Origin of the sequence: Aeromonas sp. 5HA1 (assembly GCF_029237245.1) — a bacterium.
Taxonomy (GTDB): domain Bacteria; phylum Pseudomonadota; class Gammaproteobacteria; order Enterobacterales; family Aeromonadaceae; genus Aeromonas; species Aeromonas salmonicida.
In genome coordinates this window covers 180284-195553 of the sequence record NZ_JAACFW010000006.1, presented here as the reverse complement: position 1 = coordinate 195553, position 15270 = coordinate 180284, and the positions used below count along the sequence as shown (strand labels likewise).

Annotated in this window: 16 protein-coding genes; 10 read left to right on the top strand and 6 right to left on the bottom strand. The window is 58.5% G+C overall.

Going from position 1 to position 15270, the window contains the following annotated elements; all coding sequences use genetic code 11:
• Positions 1 to 238 precede the first annotated feature (238 nt).
• The 5 genes from GWQ27_RS07880 to GWQ27_RS07860 all read left to right on the top strand — a co-directional run bounded on the left by GWQ27_RS07880 (position 239) and on the right by GWQ27_RS07860 (position 3536).
• Entirely contained in the window at positions 239 to 775 is a 537-nt protein-coding gene (locus GWQ27_RS07880; RefSeq protein ID WP_275907084.1) for a GNAT family N-acetyltransferase, read from the top strand.
• A gap of 260 nt (positions 776 to 1035) precedes the next feature.
• The gene (locus GWQ27_RS07875) at positions 1036 to 1350 is read left to right on the top strand and encodes a putative quinol monooxygenase (protein ID WP_275907083.1); all 315 of its coding nucleotides are present in this window, start codon (positions 1036 to 1038) and stop codon (positions 1348 to 1350) included.
• 307 nt (positions 1351 to 1657) lie between these two features.
• Complete coding sequence (locus tag GWQ27_RS07870; protein ID WP_275907082.1) at positions 1658 to 2110, top strand: GNAT family N-acetyltransferase; 453 nt, start codon at positions 1658 to 1660, stop codon at positions 2108 to 2110.
• A gap of 30 nt (positions 2111 to 2140) precedes the next feature.
• Positions 2141 to 2644, top strand: a complete 504-nt coding sequence (gene def / locus GWQ27_RS07865) for a peptide deformylase (RefSeq protein WP_275907091.1) — start codon at positions 2141 to 2143, stop codon at positions 2642 to 2644.
• Between the two features lie 52 nt (positions 2645 to 2696).
• Entirely contained in the window at positions 2697 to 3536 is an 840-nt protein-coding gene (locus GWQ27_RS07860; protein ID WP_275907081.1) for a hypothetical protein, read from the top strand.
• A gap of 78 nt (positions 3537 to 3614) precedes the next feature.
• Here the strand turns inward: GWQ27_RS07860 and GWQ27_RS07855 are convergent, their stop codons facing one another.
• Positions 3615 to 3818, bottom strand: coding sequence for a hypothetical protein (locus tag GWQ27_RS07855; protein WP_275907080.1), 204 nt, complete (start codon positions 3816 to 3818; stop codon positions 3615 to 3617).
• Positions 3819 to 4082: 264 nt separating this feature from the next.
• On the opposite strand from GWQ27_RS07855, the gene GWQ27_RS07850 reads away from it, so the two are divergent.
• Complete coding sequence (locus tag GWQ27_RS07850) at positions 4083 to 4988, top strand: PhzF family phenazine biosynthesis protein (RefSeq protein ID WP_275907079.1); 906 nt, start codon at positions 4083 to 4085, stop codon at positions 4986 to 4988.
• A 62-nt stretch (positions 4989 to 5050) separates the two neighbouring features.
• Here the strand turns inward: GWQ27_RS07850 and GWQ27_RS07845 are convergent, their stop codons facing one another.
• Complete coding sequence (locus GWQ27_RS07845; protein ID WP_275907078.1) at positions 5051 to 6358, bottom strand: alpha/beta hydrolase; 1308 nt, start codon at positions 6356 to 6358, stop codon at positions 5051 to 5053.
• A 267-nt stretch (positions 6359 to 6625) separates the two neighbouring features.
• On the opposite strand from GWQ27_RS07845, the gene GWQ27_RS07840 reads away from it, so the two are divergent.
• The 4 genes from GWQ27_RS07840 (at position 6626) to GWQ27_RS07825 (ending at position 10215) form a co-directional block, all read left to right on the top strand.
• Positions 6626 to 7624: a Wadjet anti-phage system protein JetD domain-containing protein gene (locus GWQ27_RS07840; RefSeq protein WP_275907077.1), complete on the top strand. Its 999-nt coding sequence runs from the start codon at positions 6626 to 6628 to the stop codon at positions 7622 to 7624.
• Positions 7625 to 8329: 705 nt separating this feature from the next.
• On the top strand, positions 8330 to 8470 hold the full coding sequence (locus GWQ27_RS07835) for a TIGR02808 family protein (protein ID WP_005301193.1): 141 nt from the start codon (positions 8330 to 8332) through the stop codon (positions 8468 to 8470).
• Positions 8471 to 8760: 290 nt separating this feature from the next.
• Positions 8761 to 9318 carry a YaeQ family protein gene (locus tag GWQ27_RS07830; protein ID WP_275907076.1) on the top strand — a complete coding sequence of 186 codons (558 nt, stop codon included), beginning with the start codon at positions 8761 to 8763 and terminating at the stop codon, positions 9316 to 9318.
• Between the two features lie 12 nt (positions 9319 to 9330).
• Positions 9331 to 10215 (top strand): AEC family transporter, encoded by an 885-nt coding sequence (locus GWQ27_RS07825; protein WP_275907075.1) that lies wholly within the window; start codon positions 9331 to 9333, stop codon positions 10213 to 10215.
• A 41-nt stretch (positions 10216 to 10256) separates the two neighbouring features.
• Here GWQ27_RS07825 and GWQ27_RS07820 read toward each other — a convergent pair whose 3' ends face one another.
• From GWQ27_RS07820 to GWQ27_RS07805, 4 genes are all read right to left on the bottom strand, one after another.
• Positions 10257 to 11486 carry an MFS transporter gene (locus tag GWQ27_RS07820; RefSeq protein ID WP_275907074.1) on the bottom strand — a complete coding sequence of 410 codons (1230 nt, stop codon included), beginning with the start codon at positions 11484 to 11486 and terminating at the stop codon, positions 10257 to 10259.
• A gap of 70 nt (positions 11487 to 11556) precedes the next feature.
• A complete protein-coding gene (locus GWQ27_RS07815; protein ID WP_275907073.1) occupies positions 11557 to 12324 on the bottom strand; it encodes an ABC transporter ATP-binding protein in 768 nt (255 codons plus the stop codon).
• Complete coding sequence (locus GWQ27_RS07810; RefSeq protein ID WP_275907072.1) at positions 12317 to 13369, bottom strand: iron ABC transporter permease; 1053 nt, start codon at positions 13367 to 13369, stop codon at positions 12317 to 12319. Before GWQ27_RS07810 ends, GWQ27_RS07815 begins: the two co-directional genes overlap by 8 nt.
• A gap of 119 nt (positions 13370 to 13488) precedes the next feature.
• Positions 13489 to 14580 (bottom strand): ABC transporter substrate-binding protein, encoded by a 1092-nt coding sequence (locus GWQ27_RS07805; protein WP_275907071.1) that lies wholly within the window; start codon positions 14578 to 14580, stop codon positions 13489 to 13491.
• Between the last annotated feature and the right edge of the window lie 690 nt (positions 14581 to 15270).

Below are 15270 nucleotides of genomic sequence, written 5' to 3'. Positions count from 1 at the left end.
GCGCTGTGTTGGAAATGCATTGGTTGCAAGGCAGGTAGCGGCTTGGCTCATCAGTTGCAAAGCAGTTTCGCGGCCGATGCCGCCTGTCTTGAAATCCACCGATATCATCGAACGCCCAGATGACGACCTGGCCCCGATCTGCTTTGTATAAAGACGGTTCGCGCTATCAGACGCGGAATACATATCCGGTGGGAGAGTCATCATGCTGCCGAGCCCACCCTATTGGACATCATTCACTATGAGTCGCTTGGAATTCAAACCCTTCGGTGACGTGCGCGCAGATGATTTTCTGCCTCTGGTCAACGATGAGACAGTGAGAAAACATCTGATTGATCATCCCCCCTTCGATGCGGCCAGTGTGCGCGCCTGGATGGATGACAAGATACGGATAGACATGTTACCCGGTTGCCGCGTGCGGGCCCTTGTCATCGATGGTGCTCTGGTTGGCTGGTGCGGAATACAACCCGACGGCGAGGGAGTCGAGATTGCCATTGTCATCGCCAAAGCGGGTTGGGGGGCGGGGCTTGCCATCTTCAAGGAGATGATGGGGTGGGCGCGAAGCATGGGCCATCGGGAAGTGCTCTTTCATCTGCTGGACACCCGCCCCGTATACCGGGTCCTTGCCAGACGATCCACCAGAGTGAAAAAGACGACCCTCTCGGGGCGTGGCTTCACCACTTATTACCTCAGCGTAGAAAATGGTTTGCGAACTAATGGCGGACAACTGGCGCTTTGCCAGTGCCTGGAGTGCCGCCCGTTTATTTTGTCGTCCTGAAGAATTTTTTCCCCAGTGGCGCTGGCGCCAAACCCCTGCCTGCGTGCTGAACCAAGGGATGCCTGCCAGCAAGGGGCCATGCTTCTACCGGATCCTCCGTTGTTCATCCGACGGAACACTCTGTCCATCCTGGCCATCTATATCCATCAACCGGCCATGCATACACTGCTGCCATGTTGATGGATGAGCTTTCATGAACGTAAATGCAGAGATGTTGGCTCATCCTGATGTCTTGATGGTATGACAGTGGAGAGATATGGATGAAGATAACGCCAGACAAAAAAATAGTGTCGATTGCGGTGCTAAAAGCACGACCTGATATGAAGGAGCGCCTGCGCCATGAACTGCTCAAGCTGGTCGAGCCCACGCGCCACGAGCCGGGCAACCTGGATTATGTGCTGTTCGAATTGCGTGACGAACCGGACACCTTCTATATGCGTGAAGCTTTTGTCAGTCAGGCCGCCCTTGATGACCACTGCGCGACCGACTATTTTCAAGCCTTTGCCAAGCAGGCCGATGCATTGTTGGCAGAGCCCCTGCGGCTGATTTTTATGGAAGAGGTGAGCCACTCATAAACGTATTGGGCCAGCTGCTGGCCCAATTCCCCCTCATATGCCAAGTGCCCAGCCAGACATTTTCCCGCTATCCCTTGGTTTCAATGACCCATCTGCCTGCATTTTCACTACATCCGTTAGGGATGTTGCATTGCACAGGTTCCTCCTATTTCTGGCCAATAGCCTTTTCATCTGCTTGCTGGTCGGTAAGATATCCAAATGGGAATCAATTCTGGTTTGAGCCTTGTTATCGAGGCGAAAACAGCCATGGCTGGACATGTGCTCAATGACGCAGCCGGCCATCGATGTGGCTTGAGCAGGGAGTGAGATGGATATCGAGCTGGCAGACGTGCCAACGAGTGAGTTTGAAGGGGTTTTCACTGCCATCAAACAGGGTATCTATCCCTATGTTGAGTCGGTATTTGGCTGGGATGATGAGTTTCAGCGTGAGCGGCTAAGTCGCGTGTACCAGCCGCAATGGTTCTCATGGATCCTGCAGGGTGGTGAGCGTGTTGGTCTACTCTGCTGCAAGCCATACGACAATGCGCTGCACGTCCATCTGCTGATTATCTTTCCCCAGTATCAGGGTCGGCAGTTGGGTTCGGCCGTCATGGATCTGTTGCATCGCGAGGCAGAGCGTGAGGGGAAAAGCCGGGTGACCTTGTCCAGTTTTACAGGAAATCAGGGGGCAGTACGATTTTATGAGCGCCTCGGTTACAAAGTGGTGGAGAGTGACCAAGAGTTTGTCTCCTTGTCCCGGCCCTTGTTTCGTGAATATTGATGAGCAAATAATGGTTAATGGAGAGTGATGATGGCCATTCTGGATATTTTGACGGTACCCGACCCCAGGTTGAGAATAAAAGCCGAACGGGTTGAGGATATAACTGCCGTACAGGGGCTGATCGATGACATGCTGGCGACCCTGTATGCGACGGAAAATGGGATTGGCTTGGCAGCAACTCAAGTCGGGCGTAAAGAGGCGATCGTTATTATCGACTTGTCCGAAAGCAGGGATCAGCCGCTGATATTGATCAATCCGGAAGTGATAAGTGGTACTGACAAGGTATTCGGGCAGGAGGGATGTCTGTCCATCCCGGATTATTATGCTGATGTTGAGCGATATTCCTCGGTGGTTGTATCCGCATTGGATCGACATGGAAATCAACTCACTATGGAGAGCAGTGAGTTTTTGGCAATTGTGATGCAACATGAAATTGATCATCTTGATGGCAATCTGTTCATTGATTATCTTTCACCACTCAAGCAGCAGATGGCACTGAAGAAAGTGAAAAAATCTATCAAGTCTGCAAGCTAGTCCTCTCTGATGAGGATTTATTGATGGTTTATTTGTTGGGAGAGGGTGATGAATGAAACTGACACACTGTAATGCCATGAACACCCTCTCCATACACACAGTGCCATTTAACCGAACTGGCCGGCGCAATGGGGTGTTGGCCACTCTGTTGCTGGGGCTTTTATGGACAACATTCCCCGCATCAGCTGACGAAGAGCCGTTGCCTGCCGAGTATCGCCCCTTTGTACAGCGTTTTATCGATGCGGCCGAAGCCAAGGATCATCAGGTGCTTGTCAACCAGATGAAATATCCCTTCAAGCGGGAGTACCCCATGCCCGCTATCAAGAACCCGTCGGAGATGCTGACCCGTTTCGACGAGATGTTTGATGACGCCATTCTAAAGCGTATCGCCATATCCCAAGTCGGGCAGGATTGGCAGACCATGGGCTGGCGCGGCATCATGTTCGGCAGTGGCGAAGTCTGGATGGATTTCGATGGCAAGGTGATCGGTATCAATCATCAGACGGTGCAGGCCGCCAAGCTGAAAGCAGAACTGATCGCCAGCCAGAAGAGCGATCTTTATCCCGGTCTGCGGGATTATCAGAGTCCCAAGCTGATGTGGCAGACCGAAAAATTCACCATTCGCATCGACGATATGGGCGATGGTCACTATCGCTACGCCTCCTGGGCCAAGGGCAAGGCGCTCGGTGACAAGCCGGATCTGGTACTGAAAAATGGCACAGTCAGGGTTGAAGGGACAGGGGGTAACCACACCTACCAATTCAAGAGCGGCCCATACCGCAACGAGTGCGTAGTGACTGTGTTGGGTGAGCGGGGCGTGCCAACCGGTGTGCTGGTGGTCTATAAAAACGACGTCGAGATAATGAGCCAGCCGGTGATCAAGGTGTTGTGACGCCAATCCACATTCCCCGAGTGCTTAGATAGCGGCCACGAGCAGCTCTTTTGCTTTCTTGGATTGGCAGGTGGGCTGCTAGCCTTGCGGCACCCTCACACCTTTATCGAGATAGAGGCTGCTGAAGTGGGCGCTGTGGGTGACAAACATCACCTGATGGCGGCTGCCATCGGAGAGGATAATAAAGTCCCCCGCCTGGGCCGGGCTCTGCAGGCGGATCTCCTGCTCGGGGGCTGTCAACTTGTCGACCTCCTCCTTGAAGGTGAGGGTGTAAGAATACATAGGGTTCTCCACGGCAAAACCTATACAGACACGCATCTCAAGGCTAGTTGCCAGCACCCGGATCCGCGGCGCCCAAGCGACACCTGTCCGCCATTTAATTTAACGGGTAAGCTTGGCGGTGAATGGGGTCGTTGCTCAGGTTTGCAAGAGGCTCTGCCTTGGGGCTGTGTAAATGGTCAAGCATGGGTGCTGACCTTTCGGCATGAAACAGCCAGTATGACGTCGTCACTATGTAAACAAGCAGCATGAGAACAAGGAGTGATCATGAAGGAGCTAGCCTCCCCGTTGGAGCCCGAGTTGGTGCGTATCGCCGCCTTTTCTGATGGGCTGCAAGGGGGCAACCCTGCCGGTGTCTGGATTGGCGCCAGCTTGCCCGGCGCCCACGAGATGCAGCATATTGCCGCCGAAGTGGGATTTTCGGAAACCGCGTTCGCCGCGCCCATGTCAACGCCCTTGCTCCAAGACGCACAGGCAGTTGAGCCAACCGCCGAGCTGCGGGAATGGCGGGTACGGTATTTTTCTCCCGAGGCCGAGGTGCCATTCTGTGGCCATGCCACCATAGCCCTCGGCGTGGCACTGGTGCGGCGCTTTGGGGAAGGGGAGTATGGATTGCACCTCAATCAGGCGGTGATCAAGGTATCGGGCTGGCTGGATGGGGAAGGGCATTGGCAGGCCGCCCTGCAATCGCCGCCGACTCACAGCAAACCGGCCCCGGCCGAACTGGTGGACGCCGCACTGGATCTCTTCGGTTACACGCCCGCGGATCTGGATCCCCGTATTCCACCCGCGCTCATTCATGGCGGCGCCGATCATCTGGTACTGGCCCTGAACAGCCGTGCCGCCCTTGCGGCCATGGAGTATGAGCTGGAGCAGGGGCGCACCTTGATGCGAAGGGAAGGACTGGTGACCATACTGTTGGCCCATGCCGCCCGTGAGCAGCTGTTTCACACCCGTAATCCCTTTGCTTATGGCGGCGTCTATGAAGATCCAGCCACCGGCGCGGCGACGGCTGCCTTTGCCGGTTATCTGCGCGATATCCATTGGCCCCATGGCGGCATCATAGATCTCTTTCAGGGAGAGGATATGGGCATGGCGTCACACCTGCACGCCGAGATCCCGGCCGAACCCGGCAGCTCAATCAGGGTCTTCGGTCGTGCCCGCTTGATGTGACCGACACGCAATGAAAAATCCGCCAGCTGGCGGATTTTTCATTATGGGGGCCGGATGTCAGCTTATTGAGCAAGGGGAACTGCTTGTGCATTTTCCTCTGACTGACAGCCATCCCCTGCTTGTTGGGGAAGAGGCGTGAGCCAGTGCTGCAGCTGACGAGTTACCTGGGGGCTGCCGAGCAGGGCCATATGGCTGGTGCGATAGGCAATCCAGCAGTGGGATGACGGAAATGCCAGCTGGTGGCGGGCTTCCTTGTGCTGCCCAAGGGCACTGCGCAGGGGGACAAGGCCATCGCCAATCAATCTATCTGCCAACAGATTGCGCTTGGCTGCCGTCGTGGCGGCTATTGCAAAGCAGGCGACGCCTGCTGGCAGGGGCAAAGGCGGGCGCGGATCCCTTGACGCTGTATCGCGGGTATGGTCTTGGTCGTCGAGCAGGGTGCCGTGGCGCAGATCCTTGATACCCGCACTGCGCAGCCGTGCCAGTCTGACAAACGGCTCGGTGTAGGCGGTGGCAGGCAGCAGTTGTTCCAACCAGTGACCCGCGTGTTCAAGGGGGGCCCCATGATGGGGGGTCCCCAGAAACACCAGGTTTTTCAGGACGCCAGGCCAGCTCGCCGCGCTCTGACTGGCATAGTGACAGGCGCTGCGGATCACCAGACCGCCCATGCTGTAGGCCAGCACGCTTATCTCGCTGATGTAGCCGGGCCAGTGAGTCACCAGCTGCGCCAGCTGGCTCGCCAGTTCCCGCCCGTTTTGCGAAATCGGCAGCCCTGAGTTGTAGCGCAGATAGACGGGCACATAACCCAGGGTGCTGGCCAGTATCTCCCCATGGTTGAGCGTCTGCTCTTTGTCCTTCCCCTTGGTTTGGGTTTGCCACTGCAGATCATTCATGCACAGGCCATGCACCATCAGCAGCACCCGGCTTTGACCAGCAAGTTCAGGGGGCATGGCGTGCCAGTTCAGGGGCGCCCCCTGATAGCGCAGTGTCATGGGGGTAGCGAGGGCATTGTGGCTGGCGACCAGCTTGTCTCCCATCACGCCGTTGAGGGTGGCGAGCAGGGCGGCGCGTTTGGAAGTTTCGGGGATGGCTTCCTGAACGAGCGGCACCGGCACGCGGGCGAGCACGGCATTGATGCCACTGCCGAGCTGGTCGGCCACCCTGTGGATCCCCCGGTAGACAAAACCTGTGATGCCCCGGGTTTTCCCCTCACCCTTGCCCTTTATGCCCATGCCACCCAATACCGCCTGGTGGACAGCCTCCGTGATCTGTATGGCGGCGGGCAGGGCTTGTGTGAGCAATCTGGCCAGCTCGCGGATGTCCGACACATGCCAGGATGAAACCGGCGGCTTTTCTGTCGACTCGTTCATGGGGTGCCCTCGGGAATAGGTTGTCAACAAGGGACGCATCCCCACAGAGGCACGTGTCTGGCCAACACAGACCCATCCAGCTTGCCGTGTTTGCCTCGGGTTTGCCAGTTACTCTGTGGTCGGCTCTGGTCGTGCTGCCCCAAACAGGTGTGCGATACAGCGCCACTACCGTTGCTTATGACCATTGCTCATGCGCGAGACCGATCACGGTAATGGACGGTGAAATCACCTCTAATTATTCATATGATGCCGTAACAAGGAGCCGTGATGTCACTGTTTGATGAGAGCCGGGTACAGGATCTTTGTGCCCGCTTGTTGGACAAGCAAAACGAGAGGGGGTGTTCGTTCGATAGCAAGCATGGCCGGGAGTTGCTGGCCCTGTTGCAGGCGGTCGGCGGCGTCAAGCCGCTCGGGCGCAGCGCTCGCTATCTCCTGACTGACCCGGGGATTGACTATCTCACCAGGCAACTGGCGCAAGTGGCATCACAACGGCTGGACAAGCGTGACAGCGTGCAGGCACTCGGGTTGACGCTGCCGTCTCCCCTCAATCAGGCCAGTTTTCATGCCCTCTGGCACGGGGATAGCAAACACCCGCGCAGTGACACTGTTCCCGACCAGGTTCCCATCGAGATTACGCTGACGCAGGATGAGGTGATCCGCATGCGCACCTTGACCCCGCTGTCACTCATCGATCTGCGCGGCCAACCGCAGGACATTACGCCGCTGATGTCCCTTCTGGGGGAGCTGGCCTTGCCGGAGCGCTGTTTGTCCAGGCTGCAGGGCATAGCGTGGCAAGGGCGGCAGATAGTGACAGTGGAGAACAAGGGGGCTTTCGTGGATTACCCGCTGCAAGCCGGGGAGTTACTCATCTATGTGCCTGGCCGTAACACGTCTTTGGCAAGGCAACTGCTCCCGTTGCTGCCTTCGACCATTCCCTGGGCTCACTTTGGCGATCTGGATCAGCGGGGCCTGGATATTGCCGCCGAACTGGCCAATGCGGTCAACCGTCCCCTGGCACTCTGGTTGCCTTGCAATCTGATGGAGTACGTCCACCACTATGCTCGCCCTCTGACGCGTCGGCTGGAAGGCCAAAAGGGCAGCAGGGGAAAGACACCCTGGCGAGGCAGTCTTGCGATGGCTCAGCCGGACCAGCTGCTGGCCGCGGTATTTATGCATCTGATTGAAAGCCACTTGTGGCTGGAGCAAGAGGTATTGGTGACGTCCCCCTGCTGGCAGGCATGGCCAGCGGGTGCGGCACAGCAATGACGCGGAAATAAAAAAACCGCCAGATAACAATCAGGCGGTTTTTTTATCATGCCGACCCTTATTTCAGGGCTTTTTTCAGCTTCTTGATCTTGCCTTCGTGCTTGGCAATTTTCTCGAGGCGAGCGGCGATTTTCTTCTTGATATCTTTCTTGCTGGCTTTGGCCATCTGTGTTGCTCCTTTTGCAGTGGTGACACCCGAGGTGTCTGTGAGTCTGTCCATTGACGTCCCAGAGTGCCACAAGGTTGCCGTCTGGGCCAAGCTCTTGTTACATAAAAGTGTGAGTGTCAGCGGTAAAATAGGTCAATACTGCACGGTTTCTGTCGGTGTATTGCTATCGAGAAAGGCCCATTTTCGAGATGATTTCTGGCACGTTCCTCCACTCTCAGGAGTACAAACTGGCAGTGAATCCAGTGATCCAAGGTGATCTTGATGGCCGAATTTTTTGATCCGAACGCCTGCTGCCGGAGCCCGTTTTCCCACTTTCCCTGCTCTGGTATGGGGGCGCACGCTGACAATGGATGGAATTGTGACCATATTCTCCTTGGGCAAGGGCCAAATAATTGATCCAGCGCAAACTTGCCCCCTATTTATTACTTTGGTGGCATAGGACTCAGGCAACTGTTGGGTTCAAATAGCATTATCAGGAACGGGGAGATAACTCCGTCACGAAAGGGACACCCATTTCACTGGATGAAGGACACACAATGAGTCTGCTTGAACAAACCATCTGGACTGTATTGGGATACGGGGCCATGCCCTTTATCTTCCTGAGCGGGTTTGTAGCAGTGGCAGTGACCTGCTGCTTGCTGCTCAATGCCTTCGGGGTCAAGTCCGCCGAGAAGTGATCCGCTTCTTTCGTTCATACCGCCAAATGCCAGTCTTCGGACTGGCATTTGTTTTTCAAGGGTTTCCCCCTTGCCAGACGGCTCAACCCGCCATCTGGCAAGGTTGTACGAATGCCATGGGCCGGTTGCTGTTTTTTAACGCTTTTTCGGCAGTGAACCGCGGAATATCGGCCAAATGCATGGCCAAGGTGGTCGAACCTGGCGCGGATTTTGATTACACTGGCGCGCAGTTTTTCCACTCTGGATTGATCCGGTCCGGATTGACCACTTCAAGGTATCCAAGATTTTCTATGGCTCTCAAGGCAACCGTATTCAAGGCTCAACTCAGCCTGTCCGACATGGACCGCCACCAGTATCAGGACGTCTCCCTGACACTGGCCCGTCATCCTTCCGAGACCGATGAGCGCATGATGATCCGGCTGGCGGCCTTCGCCTGGCATGCCGCCGAGCGTCTGGAGTTCACCAAGGGTCTCTCTGCCGATGACGAACCCGAGCTGTGGCGTAAGAACTATTCCGATGAGATTGAGCTCTGGATTGAGCTGGGTCAGCCGGACGAGCGTCGCCTGAAAAAAGCATGCAACCGCTCCCGTCACGTCGTGCTCTATCTCTACGGTGGCCGTGGCACCAGCGTCTGGTGGAAGCAGAATCAGGGCAAGCTCAGCCAGCACGACAACCTTACAGTGATCGAGCTCTCCGACACCCAGACACTGCCGCTCACCGCCATGGTGGCACGCACCATGCACCTCACCTGCACCATCTCCGACGGTCAGCTCTGGGTCAGCAACGGCGAGCTGGAAGTGACGCTGGACCCCATGCTGCTGATGGGGCCACCCACCCGCGAATTGTAAACGGACTCGCCCATGTTCAGTGCGCTGCTCAATATCGTCATACCGGTGTTTGCCGTGGTGGGGCTCGGTGCCCTCTATGGTCGGTTGCGACCGGGCGGGGCCCTGGGTTACGTCAATCGGGCCAATATAGAGTTGTTCACACCGGCGCTGGTGTTTTCGGCGCTGGTCAAATATCCGCTGGCCTTGATGGCCCATCTGCCACTGATCGCGGCAGGGGTACTGGTGATCCTGTTGCCCGGACTCTTGCTCTCCCTGCTCAGGTTAAAGGAGATCAGCAGGCCGGCACTGATCCTGCCCGCCATGTTTCGAAACACAGGCAACCTCGGTATCCCTTTGATGGTGCTGGCCTTTGGCGAGCAGCAGCTCGGCGCCATCATCATATTGTTCGTGCTCTCCAACCTGCTCCACTTCTCGGTGGGCATGTTTATCCTCTCGGCCAACACCTCCCGCTGGCTCTGGCTGCGCAGCCCTGTGCTGTGGGCGGCCTTCGCCGGTTTGCTGGTGGCCAACTTGCAGATACCGTTGCCGGAATACCTGGTGACCAGCGCGACTCTGCTAGGGCAGATCTCGGTGCCGCTGATGCTGTTTGCCTTAGGTGTTCGGCTGATGGAGGGGGAGCTGGGCCACCTTGGCCTGGCGCTCAAATGCAACCTGCTTTACCTGCTGGCTGGTGGCTTGTCATTCGGGCTGGTGGTCTGGTTGTTGCCGCTGCAGGCGGAGTGGTTACCCTTGCTGATGCTGTCGGTGGCGCTGCCCCCGGCGGTATTGAATTACATGCTCTGTGAGCAATACCAGTGCCAGCCGGAAAAAGTGGCCAGCATAGTGCTTGGCGGCAATGCACTCTCTGTATTGGTGATCCCCCTGGCAGTCTGGCTGGCGCTGCATCTGAACAGTTGAACACCTGTCGTTAACATGGCCCGCAGTATCTACCACCTCTGTCATTCGGGCAGAGGCGAGCTGCCATGTTTGCCGGATCGCAACTGAGAGTAGAGTCCGAATCCTGCCAGCACCCCCGTCAATGCCAGCAGGAACCAGATGGCGGTGGCGGGACGGGTCCCCGCATCCCCCAGCATAAAACCGATCAGCAGGTTGCCAAAGAGCGCCATGCAGCCACCCGCACTGGCATAGAAGCCGTAGTAGCTGGCGAGCTGATCAGAGGGCGCATAGCGGGGCAACTGGGCGGCAAAGAGCGGGAAGCAGAGAATGGAGCCCAAGGAAAGCAGGGCCACCTGCGCCAAGACGCCCGCCGTCGGCCAGGGGGAGAGCAGGGGCAGGGCCAGATAGCTCAGGCCCATCAGCCCTATGCCTAGCCCCATGGCGAGCGGCACTCCCAGGTGGCGTTCCACCAGGCGGGATGCCGGCAGCTGGAGCATGACGCCGATCACCGCCGAGAGGGTGAAGACGCCGCCGAGCAGCTGGGTGGCGTCCGGCAGGCTCTGGATATGGGCGGGCAGGGCGAGATAGAGCTGATGGAACAGGATCTGGTAGCTGCCCGCCAGCAGGGTGAACCTCATAAAGGGGCGCTGGCGCAGGATGGTGCCCCATTGGCGAAAAATGGCGCCGCGCGGGGTCTGGTTGGCCACCGGGCGTTTGGGCAGCACCCGATACTGCAGCATCCCCAACAGAGCAAACAGGCTCGCCGCCAAGAGCCCGGTCAGGGCATAGCTCTGCTGGGTCAGTGTCAGTCCGACCAGGGGGCCGAGCAGCATGCCCGCCTGGCTGGCGAGATTGTGCAGGGCGAAGGCGCGCTGGCGCTGGCTCGGGGTGCTGCATTCGCTGGCCAGATAGGCCTGGGCGCAGGGGGTGAAGAGGGCCCCGGCAAAGCCGGTGAGGGCGGCCGCCAGCAGCAGTATGGGCAGGGACTCGGCCCAGCCCAGCAGCAGGAAGCCGACCGATCGCACCAGGCAACCCCAGACGATGGCGGTGTGATAGCCGATACGATCCCCGAGGGTCCCCCCCAGCAGAAACAGACCCTGCTGGCTGAATACCCGCATCCCCATGACCAGACCACAGGCCCAGCCAGCGAGGCCAAGCCCGCTGCCCATGTGCTGGGCCAGGAAGGGCATCATCATGTAGAAGCCGAGATTGAACGCCAGGCCATTGATGATGAGCAGGCGGGCGGCCGGGCTCATGCCCTGCCAGCCCCGCCAGTAGGAGGCGCTGCTCATCTTGTGTACACCCGGGCGCCGGTTGCGGGCAGTTGCAAGCGTGCCGCAGGCGGTGTTATGGGAAGTCTCGTCATGACTTGCGCAGGGTACGAAGGAAGGGGATGCCGCTCTGATCGTGGCTTATCTGCACCGGCACCTGATAGAGCCGCTCAATCAAGGCCGCATCAAGCACCCGGGCCGGTGGGCCGAAGGCTTGCAAGTCGCCATCTGCCAGCACGATCAGTTGATCGGCAAACTGGGCCGCCAGGTTGAGATCGTGCAGCACCACCAGGGTGATCCACTGCTGCTCCCGGGTCTGCTGGCACAGGTGCTCCATCAGTTGCATCTGGTGGTGAAGGTCGAGGGCGCTGACCGGCTCGTCCAGCATCATGATGCGGGGATCCCGCAGCAGCACCTGGGCAAACAGCACCATCTGCCGCTGGCCGCCGCTCAAAGAGTAGAGGGGGCGATCCGCCAGATGGGCGATGCCAAGAGCCTGCAAGGCGCGGCCGGCGGCCAGTATGTCCTCGTCCGACAGTCGCATGGAGAGGCAGTCGAGGCGCCCCAGCATCACCACTTCGATGACGCTCAGGTCCAGCTCCAGCTGGATGTTCTGGGGCATATAGCCAAATTGCTGGCGCCATTTGGCCTGTGTCATCTGGCGGGCGCTCTGGCCCCCCAGGCGGATGTCGCCGCCGGCTGGGGTCAGTTCCCCAAAGAGAGCGCGCATCAGGGAAGTCTTGCCGGTCCCGTTCGGGCCGATGATCACATGAACCTGCCCCGGGTACAGGGTGAGGTCGAGCTCCCGCAGCAGGGTTTGCTGCCCAAGGGAGAGGGAGAGTCGGGATATTTCAAGCACGTTTACGCCCCTTGCCGAGGATCAACCAGATGAAGAAGGGCACGCCAATCAGGGCGGTGACGATGCCGATGGGAAAGAGGGAGCCGGGTACGATGGACTTGGAGAGCACCGAGGCCGCCGACAGCATGCAGGCGCCGCACAGGGCCGATAGCGGGATCAGGAAGCGCTGATCTTCCCCCACCAGCATGCGGGCTATGTGGGGGGCCACCAGGCCGACGAAGCCGATGACGCCGACAAAGCTGGTGGCGGTGGCGGTGAGCAGGGCGACGAGGATCAGGGTCTTTATGCGCAGCCTGTCCACGTTGACCCCCAGGCTCCGTGCCCTGGCCTCCCCGAGGCGCAGGCTGGTGAGGGCCCAGGCATCCCGATAGATGAGCAGGGTGCAGATCAGGGTGACGGCGGCCGTGATGATCAGGGCATCCCAGGTGGTGCGCATCAGGCTGCCAAACAGCCAGAACATGATCTGCTGGTTGAGCTCGGGGGAGGAGAGAAACTGCAGCAGGGAGAGCAGGGACTGGAACAGGAACAGCAGGGCTATGCCCGCCAGGATCAGGGTCTGGCTGCTGATGTTGCGCATCATGGCGAGGCCAAACAAGAGGCTGGCGGCAAACATGCACAGAATGAAGGCCCCGGCCGGAATGGCAATCAGGGGAGGGAGCCCGAGACCGCCGGTATAGAGCGCCAGTGCGGCGCCAAGCCCGGCCGCTGCCGCGAGCCCTAGGGTGTAGGGGCTGGCCAGGGGGTTGTCCAGCAGGGTCTGCATCTGGACGCCGCCAAGCCCGAGCGAGGCGCCGACCACCAGGGCCATCAGGGCGATGGGCAGGCGCATATCAAAGACGATGGTGCGGGTCATTGAGTCCGCCTGGGCGGGAGAGAGCAGGGCATCGACCACCTCGCCAAGGGGCAGCAAGGAAGGACCGGTGGCGATGTCGAGCACCAGGGTGATGCACAGCACCAGGGCGAGCAGCGCCAGCCAGTGCCAGCGACGGCGCTCTCGTTGCCGCTGACGGGTGAGGGTCTGCTGCAGGGCAGCCAAATCATTCATGATAACAATCCTGAAGCGGGCGCTCTCAGGGAGCGCCCGCAAGGGTTAAAGAGGGATGACGAAGAGGGACTTCCCTGACTCGGGTTGGGAAAGTCCGGCCCGTCAGGTTCAACCTGCCATTACTTGATACCCAGCATAAAAGTGCCCTGCGGGCGAATGGGCAGATAGGCGTGGTAGAAGCCCTGATAGGTGGCCAGGGGGTCGAGATCTTCGAACAAGTCGGGGTAGAACGCCTTGGCCATGAACTCGATGAGGGCGGCGTCCATGATGCTGCGGGTGGCGCCGTGATAGACGGCATAGAGACGGCCCTGTTGTACGGCAGGCAGATCGCGCCAGCCCGGGCGGGCGGCAAACCCCTGCAGGCGGGCACGCACCGTCTGGGCCGAAATATCCTGACCGACCTGCATGGCCTGCTCGCTGCTCACGCTCTCATAGCCAGCCATCAGAATGACCTCGGGTTTGCTCGTCAGCAGTTGTTCCGGGTGGATGGGGCCCCAGCGTTCGACGAAGGGGGCGGCGACGTTGTCACCCCCGGCCAGCAGGGCCATGGCGCCCCACATGTCCTTGCCATAGGTGTAGCTGTACTCGGCCGGTCCCTTGTCACCCAGCTCGATGTAGACACGGGGCGGCTGGCGTTTCGTCTGAGCGATGCGCGACCGGATGGTCTCAATCTTGGCCTTGTATTCATCGGCCATCTTGCGGGCGCGGGCCTCCTGACCGGTCACCTTGCCAAGCAGCAGGGTGCTCGCCATGTGGCGTGAAAGGGTCTGGGCGTTGTAGTCCACCACCACCACTGGGATGCCCGCCTGCTCGAGGCGCGGCAGATCCGGGGCCAGGGCCTCGTATTGCCACTGGGCCAGGATCACCACATCAGGCCTGACGGCCAGGGTCTTCTCGATGGAAAAGCTCTGATCCTGCACGTTGCCAAGGTCGGGCACCTGGGCCAGTTGCGGCAGGCTGGTGACATAGAGGGACCAGATGGCGGGGCGGGACTTGACGAACCAGCCACGGGACATGCCCACCAGGCGATCGGCACCACCTTCTCCGGCCACGGCCAGGTAATCCTCGGGATAGAAACCGAGCACGATGCGGCTGGCGGGCAAGTTAAGGGAGACCTTGCGGCCCATCACATCTTCCACTTCAACGGGGGCGGTTGCTTGTACCATCCAGCTCATCAGGGTGAGCTGACCAAGCAGAAGCAGCTTTGCCATGGGGTGACGAAACATCTTTTATAACCTCGGAGGGGGTGAGTACCACAAAAAGAAGTGAGAACTATTGCTATTCATAATTCAAAAAGCAATGAGCTTTTGCATGGTCGGTCCTCTTTTTATGAGGGCTGTGTCCGCCAGGATAAAATACTGTTTCAATAGGCTCTCTTCTTCTCTGGTTAGATCATATTGTCAGCCATTTTCAGCTGGTTCGAACCAGCCCTTTTCCCGTTTTGGCGAGTGTTGATAAGGACGCAGCATGGTGGATCTTCCGTTCTGCAATCAAAGGAGGAGGGCATAGGTGTGGGTCGAGGAGGGGGGGGATAAATCTGTTTATCATTAATAGAGCGATATTTTGCCTCGGCAAGCAGCCTATATATCAGATGCGGTCATGAGCCTCTGCATAGCCGTGTTTTTGTCATGGTTGTTGCTATTTCCTGCCAGATTTCCCTGTTCGCTCCCGGGTGATCCCCGGTGCGCTGGTATGAAAGCCGTGATGGCACCCTGTCTTCAAGCTGCTGTTTTTGCTTCTTATGTCAGCTTGTGTCGCCATGTTCTGCGCCGCAACGAGATATTGACGGCAGCAAATGCCACACCTTGCGCGATGGCAGTCAGATGATCCGATTATCCTTTTTCTCCCATTATTTCCCGTCACCAGTTCGCAACAATTTTCTGTAATTGTTAGCCAGCTCG

What these genes read in the sequence shown, in the direction of transcription:
- GWQ27_RS07880 (WP_275907084.1), top strand. Translation starts at nt 239, where the DNA reads ATGAGTCGCTTGGAATTCAAACCCTTCGGTGACGTGCGCGCAGATGAT.
- GWQ27_RS07875 (WP_275907083.1), top strand. Translation starts at nt 1,036, where the DNA reads ATGAAGATAACGCCAGACAAAAAAATAGTGTCGATTGCGGTGCTAAAA.
- GWQ27_RS07870 (WP_275907082.1), top strand. Translation starts at nt 1,658, where the DNA reads ATGGATATCGAGCTGGCAGACGTGCCAACGAGTGAGTTTGAAGGGGTT.
- def (WP_275907091.1), top strand. Translation starts at nt 2,141, where the DNA reads ATGGCCATTCTGGATATTTTGACGGTACCCGACCCCAGGTTGAGAATA.
- GWQ27_RS07860 (WP_275907081.1), top strand. Translation starts at nt 2,697, where the DNA reads ATGAAACTGACACACTGTAATGCCATGAACACCCTCTCCATACACACA.
- GWQ27_RS07855 (WP_275907080.1), bottom strand. Translation starts at nt 3,818, where the DNA reads ATGTATTCTTACACCCTCACCTTCAAGGAGGAGGTCGACAAGTTGACA.
- GWQ27_RS07850 (WP_275907079.1), top strand. Translation starts at nt 4,083, where the DNA reads ATGAAGGAGCTAGCCTCCCCGTTGGAGCCCGAGTTGGTGCGTATCGCC.
- GWQ27_RS07845 (WP_275907078.1), bottom strand. Translation starts at nt 6,358, where the DNA reads ATGAACGAGTCGACAGAAAAGCCGCCGGTTTCATCCTGGCATGTGTCG.
- GWQ27_RS07840 (WP_275907077.1), top strand. Translation starts at nt 6,626, where the DNA reads ATGTCACTGTTTGATGAGAGCCGGGTACAGGATCTTTGTGCCCGCTTG.
- GWQ27_RS07835 (WP_005301193.1), top strand. Translation starts at nt 8,330, where the DNA reads ATGAGTCTGCTTGAACAAACCATCTGGACTGTATTGGGATACGGGGCC.
- GWQ27_RS07830 (WP_275907076.1), top strand. Translation starts at nt 8,761, where the DNA reads ATGGCTCTCAAGGCAACCGTATTCAAGGCTCAACTCAGCCTGTCCGAC.
- GWQ27_RS07825 (WP_275907075.1), top strand. Translation starts at nt 9,331, where the DNA reads ATGTTCAGTGCGCTGCTCAATATCGTCATACCGGTGTTTGCCGTGGTG.
- GWQ27_RS07820 (WP_275907074.1), bottom strand. Translation starts at nt 11,486, where the DNA reads ATGAGCAGCGCCTCCTACTGGCGGGGCTGGCAGGGCATGAGCCCGGCC.
- GWQ27_RS07810 (WP_275907072.1), bottom strand. Translation starts at nt 13,369, where the DNA reads ATGAATGATTTGGCTGCCCTGCAGCAGACCCTCACCCGTCAGCGGCAA.
- GWQ27_RS07805 (WP_275907071.1), bottom strand. Translation starts at nt 14,580, where the DNA reads ATGGCAAAGCTGCTTCTGCTTGGTCAGCTCACCCTGATGAGCTGGATG.